Here is a 7,074-nt window from a genome sequence, read left to right as displayed (position 1 = left end):
GTCGGGTGCACGGTCGCCGAGCCCCGCACCTCCGCGGTGACCGGGCTGGCCGGCGCCGCCCGCACCACGGGCGCCGACCACGCGGTCCTGGTGGTCGACGACAAGGTCGACGCCGCGTCGCTCACGCCGGGCACCTCGCACTCCCCGGACACATGGGGCGACGGCGTCGAGGTGACGACGTTCCGGGGCCTCGCCGCACGGCTCGCCCCGCTCGGCCCCTACGTCGAGTGGCTGCGCGCCGAGCACGACCGGCGCATCGGCCGCGCCGGGTCGACGTTCGTGGACCTCGCCGCGGCGAAGTCGGACCGCCTGGAGGACGGGAGCGAGGTCTCCCGCTCGCCGCGCTCGTCGCTGGTCGGCTCGGTCGAACGGTGGACCGCGGACCAGAGCGGTACGCAGCTCGCGCTGCTCGGCGACTTCGGCAGCGGCAAGAGCTGGTTCTGCCTCGAGCTCGCGCGCCGGCTGCTCCCCGACACGACAGGGTCCGACGGCGGTGGCGACGCAGCGGGGCGCCTCCCCCTGCTCCTCGAGCTGCGGCACGTGCGCACGCCGGACGACGTCGACCCGGCACCCGTCGCGGGGGCGGGCGCCCCGCAGGCCGGCGTCCGGCAGGACGCGGCCCGAGCGATCTTCGCGGACTTCTGCCGGCTGCACGGCCTGCACGACCAGGTGGCGGCAGTGCTGACCGAGCTGAACCGGCAGGGACTGCTCCTGCTCCTGTGCGACGGGTTCGACGAGATGCCGCGCGCCGCCCACGAGACGGTGACCCAGGCGTTCGAGCGGCTGCGCGCCCTCGCCGAACCGGCCAGCAAGGTCGTCATCACGTCGCGCACCCTCTACTTCCGCGACGTGCACGAGGAGTCGGAGGTGTTCCTCGGCGACCGCGGTCGCCGGTTCGACATCCTGTACCTGCGGGACTTCAGCACGGACCAGATCCGCGGCATCCTCAAGGCGCGGTTCCCCGCCGACTGGGGACGGCGGTGGAGCCTCATCACCGATACGTACGGGCTGCTCGACCTCGTCCGCCGGCCGTTCGTCCTGGACATGGTGCTGGAGATCCTGCCGGCCATGCGCGGGCGGACCAGCGCGACGCTCGCCGAGCTGTACGACGTGTACACGCGCCGCTGGATCGAGGCGGTGGGCCGGGACCGGCCGCAGGCCATCTCCCCGCGGGAACGACGGCCGCTGATGCAGCGGCTCGCCTGGACCATGTTCGAGCAGGACACGCTGGAGGTCCGCGTCGAGGCGATCGCCGAGATCGTCGCGGGCGAGAACTACGTGCGCATCCCGGGCCTCCTCGAGGCGATCGCGGCCGACCTCACCACGCAGTCCTACCTCCAGCGCGACTCGCACGGCCGCTACCAGTTCGCGCACAAGTCGTTCCTGGAGTTCTTCGTCGCGGACCGGCTCGCGACGGAGCTCGCGGCGGGCCGGTACGACCTGCTGGCGATCCGCCGCCTCTCCCCCGAGATCGTCGCGTTCCTCACCGGCAGGCCGCTGGACGCCCAGCGCCTCTACGACCACCTGGCGACCGTGCGCGGCCGGACCGACGACGCCTGCACCGCGGGGAACGTGCTCTCCCTGCTGCGCGCGCTGCGGTTCCGGCTGTCGCGGCGTGACTTCTCCGGCCTCGTCATCGAGGGCGCCGACCTGAGCGGGGCGCACCTGCGTGGCTCGAGCTTCGCCGGCTCGACCGTGGTCTCGATGAACGTGACCGACGCCCAGCTCACCTCCACCGACTTCACGGACGTGACGTTCAAGGACCTGAACCTCGGGGTGCGCTCGTCGGGCAAGGGGGTGGCCGTCAGCCGCGCCGGGACGCGGGCGGTGACGCTCGGCGACAACAGCGTCAGCGTCCAGGACACCACGGGCACGGGCACCGAGCTGCACCGCCTGCGGGGTCCGTCGGACTCGCTGACCAGCGTCCAGCTCACCCTGGACGGCCGGGCGGTCGCCGCGGGCAGCTTCGACCACACCGCCACGGTGTGGCGCACGGACGTGCCGGCCGACCACCCCTCCGCACGGCGGGTGCTCGAGGGGCACACCAACACGGTCTACGACGTCGCCTTCGACCCCGCCGGCCGGTACCTCTTCACGGCGGGGAGCGACTCCCTGGTCCGGGCCTGGTCCGTCGACGACGGCGCGGAGCTCAAGTCGGCGCGCGAGCACCGCGCCACGGTGTACTCGATCAACGCCGCACCCGACGGCGCCTGGCTCGCGACCGGCAGCTTCGACGCGACCGTGGGGCTCTGGCGGATCACGACCGACCCGTCCGACGGTCTCCAGCTGCGCTGCGTCGAGCGCTTCGAGGGGCACGGTAGTCTCGTCAACGGGGTGGCCTGGAGCCCGGACAGCCGCACCGTCGCGTCCGCGAGCAACGACGGGACGGTCCGCCTGTGGGACGTCGGGTCGCGTCGTGTGCGCGCCGTGCTCACCGGGCACCAGACCATCGTGTGGTCCGTCGCCTACAGCCCCGACGGCCGGCTGCTCGCCAGCGGGGACTCCGACGGCGTCGTCCGGATCTGGGACGTCTCGGACGACGACGCGGCGGCCCCGGCGCTGGTCCGCCGGCTCGACGCGCACGAGGCGGCGGTCTGGAGCCTCGCCTTCCAGTGGCACGACGACGTCCTGGTCAGCGGCAGCCTCGACGGGTACGTGCGGTCCTGGAGTACGGTCGGCTGGGCCCGGCTGGACGAGCTCGCCCTGCAGAGCGACGCCAACCAGCGGATCAGCTGCCGGGGCATGCGGATCAGCGGTGCGACGGGCCTGAGCCCGCTCCAGGAGCAGTTCTTGACGAAGATGGGCGCGCGGCGGTGACGCCGCGAGGTACGCACGCACCGCACGCAGCCAGGCAGGACGACACAGGAGGATCCGTGGCCATCGGTTATCTCGGCCCAGAAGGAACGTTCACGCACGCGGCGGCCCGGGAGCTGTGCCCCGGCGCCGAGCTCGTGGCGCTGGCGACGCAGGCCCAGGCGATCGCCCAGGTCGAGGACGGCACGATCGACGGCGCCGTCGTGCCCGTGGACAACACGGTCAACGGCGTGGTGCTGCCGACGTGGGACTCGCTGCTGCTCACCACCGAGAGCCGCATCGTGGCCGACGTCCTCGTGCCGGTGACCTTCAACGCCTACGCCCTGAGCGCCGACGTCGTGCCGGAGGTCGTGGCGAGCCACCCGCACGCCCTCGCGCAGTGCGCCAGGTACGTGGGCTCGCTCGGCGTGCCCAGCCGCGTCACCTCCTCGACCGCGGAGGCCTGCGCCTCGCTCGCGCCCGGCGAGGTCGCCATCGCGGCACCCGTCTGCGCGGAGCTGTACCCCGTCGCGACCATCGCCACCGAGGTCGAGGACGGCGCCGGGGCGATCACCCAGTTCGGGCTCGTGACCCGCGACGACGTGCGGCCGACGACGGAGTGCTGGACGACCGTCTTCGCCGCACTGCCGGAGCGGAACGCACCAGGCAGCCTCGCGGCGCTGCTCGGACCCCTGTCGGCCCTGGGCTGCAACCTCGAGAACATCGTCGCCCGGCCGGTGCGGGACAGCGTCGACTACGTGTTCCTGCTCTTCGTCGCCGACCTCGACGCCGACCGGGAGGCCGCCGCCCTGGAGTCGCTGGGCGCCCGGTGCTCCGGGCTCTCCGTGCTGGGCCGGCTCGCGGCCACCAAACCGTCGGGTCCCGACGGCGCGTCCGGCGTGCCCGTCCGCCTGGCGTCCGTGGGTTCGTGACCCGGCACGACGACCTAGGCTGACCTCGTGGCGCTGGCGATCTGCCTGCTGTTCGACAGGCCGACCGAGCGGGCCCTGCGACGGCTGTGGCAGCGGCTCGAGGACCAGGGCGTGCCCACCCTCGCCACGCACACCCACCGCCGGCACCTGCCCCACCTCTCCCTGGCGGTGCTGCGTTCCTGGGACCTGGACAAGGTGCGGGCCGCCGTCGAGGCCCTGCCGGACGCCGGGCCGACGCCGGTGCGGTTCGACGCCGTCGCCGCGTTCCGGCGCGGCCGGATGAGCCTGGTCCCGGCGGTCACGAGCGTGCTCGCGGCGCGCCAGGAGCAGGTGGTCGAGGCGCTGGGCGCCACCGACGAGGAGCTGCACAAGCACTACGTGCCCGGCGTCTGGACGCCGCACGTCACCGTGGCGACGCGCGCCCGGCTGGACCAGACGCCGCTGGTGCTGGAGGCGGTCTACGAGATCGTCCCGCTGACGGGCACGTTGTCCCGCGCCGCGCTGGTGGACGCGGGCACGGGTATCGCGTACCCGCTGGCCAATGTCCCCTGAGACCCGGTGCTTCTGGAGCCCCGGAGCGCTGACTTCGGTCGGTTGTCTCGAGAACGGTCGGTCAACTGACCGGTCTCGAGACAACCGACCGAAGTCACCACGTCGTCAAGGCCGGCCCGGGGTCAGGACGTCGACGCCGTCCAGGGTGAACGTGCCGCTGACCACCCGGACCGTGACCGTGTGGTTCCGGTTGCCCAGACCGCGCAGCCAGTACGACGTCTCGCGCGTGCCCACCGGCCCGACCTGCACGGTCCGTGGGGCGGCGCCGTCGACGACGACCTCCAGGGTCGCGGCGGCCGTGGCGCCGAACAGGTTGATCCCGGTGCCCCGGAACGGCACGGTCACCGACCTGCCCGCCGCGAGCACGTGCTGCGTGCGGTTGAAGTGGGCGTAGCCCGCCTGCGTGAACGTGAACCCGTCCGGGTACGACAGGCGCGGGTCGGCGTCGTCGATCTTCTCCGAGGCCCAGGCATGGTCCTGAACCGGGGTGACCGCGAGGTTGTCGTACCGCGTGTTGTAGAACCCGCTGGTCAGGGCGATGCGGCCGGCCAGCACCGGGTTGGCGGACGTGTCGGTGTAGCGCGTCAGGCGCACGCCGTCGAGCGTCGCGGTGACGACGTTCTCGCGCGCCTCGACCGCGAGCCTGTGCCACGCGGCGCCGTCGAACCCGGCCACCGTGCCCGAGGCCACGACCCGGTCGAGCTTGCGGAGCTGCCAGCGGCCGTCCTCGTGCACGCGGACGGCGTAGGTGGCCTGGTCGCCGCCACGCGCGTACGTCTGCCGCACGCCGAGGCCCGCGAAGTTCTCCAGGCTCGCGTCGCGGTCCACGTCGTCGAGCCGGAAGTCCACGGCCGCCGCGTAGTCGGCCCAGCGGTGGTCGCCCAGCACGGTCGACGGCGACGCCGTCTGCAGCACGTCCTGCCGCCCGTTGCCCCACACGTTCCAGGTGAACCCACGGTTGTCCGCGTTGATCTGCTGCTGGAGCACGTGGCCCGTGCGCCGGTCGCCGCGGACCACCTCGAAGGCGCCGTCCTGGTCCGCCGTGTAGCGCGGCGTGCCGCCGCGGCGCTCCAGGTAGGTCATCCGCTCTCCACCGACCCTGGTGACCGGGTACTCGTCGTACTCGAAGTCGTCGCGGTACGGCAGCGGGAGGATGGTGTCGGCCGTGTCGGGCGCGAGCTCGCCCGGCACGTACTCGTCCGTGGAGCCGGACACGCCGTGCGCGAGCGTCGACAGCGTGACGATCGAGTACGCCGGGACCTTGACGCGGTAGACGTCGTGCTCGACGCCGTCGATCGTTTCGGTGCGGACCGGCTCGTAGACGCCCGTGTTCTGGAAGTAGTTCGCGTCGTACTCCTGGCCCGCGTCCGGCCCGCGCGTCTCCCACGCGTACAGCGGCCGGTCGGCGGGACCCAGGTCGGCCACCTTGACCTCGAAGTACCGGTCGGTGCGGGTGTTGTTCGCGTGCACCTGCGACCACTGCGGCTCACCGTCGGCACCGTCCTCGACGGCCGCGGGCGTGCGGGCCGTGAGCACGGTGCGGGTCGAGGTGTCGACGTTCGTGCCGCCGTCACCCTTGGTGCCGTCGCCGCCCGTCGCGCCCTCGACGTACTCCCAGCCGTCGCCGACGAACTGGTGGAAGTGCCGCACCGCCACCAGGCCGACGTCACCCTCCCAGTAGCCCGACCACGGGTCGGAGGCCCGGACCAGGTGCTTGGGCGAGTACTGCGTGCCCTCGTACATGGCGCTGACCGCGGGCTGGAACAGGAACGTGGTCATGTGCGCGGGGTCGGCGCCCGCGCCGCTCCAGCGGTAGGCGTTGATGAACCGGTCCGCGATGTCGGCGGCCGAGACCGTGCCCCCGACGCCGCCCCGGGACGGGTCCGCGGCGAGGCGGTACTGCGGGTCGATCATCGGCGCCACGCCCTCGGAGTACAGGATCTCCTTGCCGAACTCCTTGTTCAGCCGGGTCACGTTGGGGCCGCCCACGATGTCGTAGTGGTAGCCGAGGGCGTCGATCTGCTCCAGGGCGGCCGGGTCGGCCAGGATGCGGGCCGCGACGGCGTCGCCCTCGCGGTACGAGTCCAGCGCCACGATCTTGATCTTCGAGTAGTCGTAGCGGGCGTCCGGCGCGGCGGCGTCCCGCTCCAGCCACTGCGCGAACCTGACCGTCCACGCCAGCTCGGCCGCCTGGTACGTGCTGCCGCGCACCTCGTTCTGCGACGGGCTCATCCAGTCGAGCTCGACGCCGAAGGTGTCGTACGCGGCGTCGATCGTCTCCTTGTACCACTGGTACCGCTTCACGGGATCGTTCCCGGTCCAGGACGGCTCGCCCCAGCGCAGCGCCTCGGTCTCGATGTCCGGGTTGATCGACAGCGCGTCGGCGATGAAGTGGAAGCCCGCCCCGCGCAGCACGTTCGCGGGCTCGTCGGCGCTGCGCTTGGTGGCGGGCTCGGCGCCCGACGACGAGTTGCTGTCGGCGCCGAGCTCCACCTTGATGTGCTTGAGCCCCGCGCCCGTCTCGGGGTCGAAGAGCATCCGCATGATGCGCCAGTACGCCTCCGGCTGCTCCTCCTTGTAGTCGAGCAGCAGGTTGGAGGTGTTGTTGCAGGACACCGACCCGAACCCACCGAACGTGTTGAACGCGGTGCCGTCGGCGCCGCGCTGCACGTCGTCGCCGTCGACCAGCAGCTCGCGCCAGTCGATGGTGGGGTCGTCGAGGCGCAGCACGGGGAGCGCCGGGGTGGCCGACGGCGCCGTCGTGGTGGTCTCGCGCGGCGCGCTCGCGGTGGCCGAC

Annotated in this window: 4 protein-coding genes; 3 read left to right on the top strand and 1 reads right to left on the bottom strand. The window is 72.7% G+C overall.

Annotation, left to right across the window (positions count from 1 at the left end; genetic code table 11):
* The 3 genes from PROKR_RS31110 to PROKR_RS27065 form a co-directional block, all read left to right on the top strand.
* Positions 1–2,817 (top strand): NACHT and WD40 repeat domain-containing protein (locus PROKR_RS31110; protein WP_169736605.1); only part of this gene is annotated, 2,817 nt, incomplete at its 5' end.
* A 56-nt stretch (positions 2,818–2,873) separates the two neighbouring features.
* Positions 2,874–3,725 (top strand): prephenate dehydratase, encoded by an 852-nt coding sequence (locus tag PROKR_RS27075; RefSeq protein WP_051433418.1) that lies wholly within the window; start codon positions 2,874–2,876, stop codon positions 3,723–3,725.
* Positions 3,726–3,752: 27 nt separating this feature from the next.
* Positions 3,753–4,277 (top strand): 2'-5' RNA ligase family protein, encoded by a 525-nt coding sequence (locus PROKR_RS27065; RefSeq protein ID WP_036969982.1) that lies wholly within the window; start codon positions 3,753–3,755, stop codon positions 4,275–4,277.
* Between the two features lie 105 nt (positions 4,278–4,382).
* On the opposite strand, the gene PROKR_RS27060 is transcribed toward PROKR_RS27065, so the two are convergent.
* Positions 4,383–7,074 (bottom strand): hypothetical protein (locus PROKR_RS27060; protein ID WP_051433417.1); only part of this gene is annotated, 2,692 nt, incomplete at its 5' end.

Source organism: Promicromonospora kroppenstedtii DSM 19349 (genome assembly GCF_000515355.1).
Lineage (GTDB): Bacteria > Actinomycetota > Actinomycetes > Actinomycetales > Cellulomonadaceae > Promicromonospora > Promicromonospora kroppenstedtii.
This window is presented reverse-complemented; position numbering and strand designations above follow the sequence as displayed.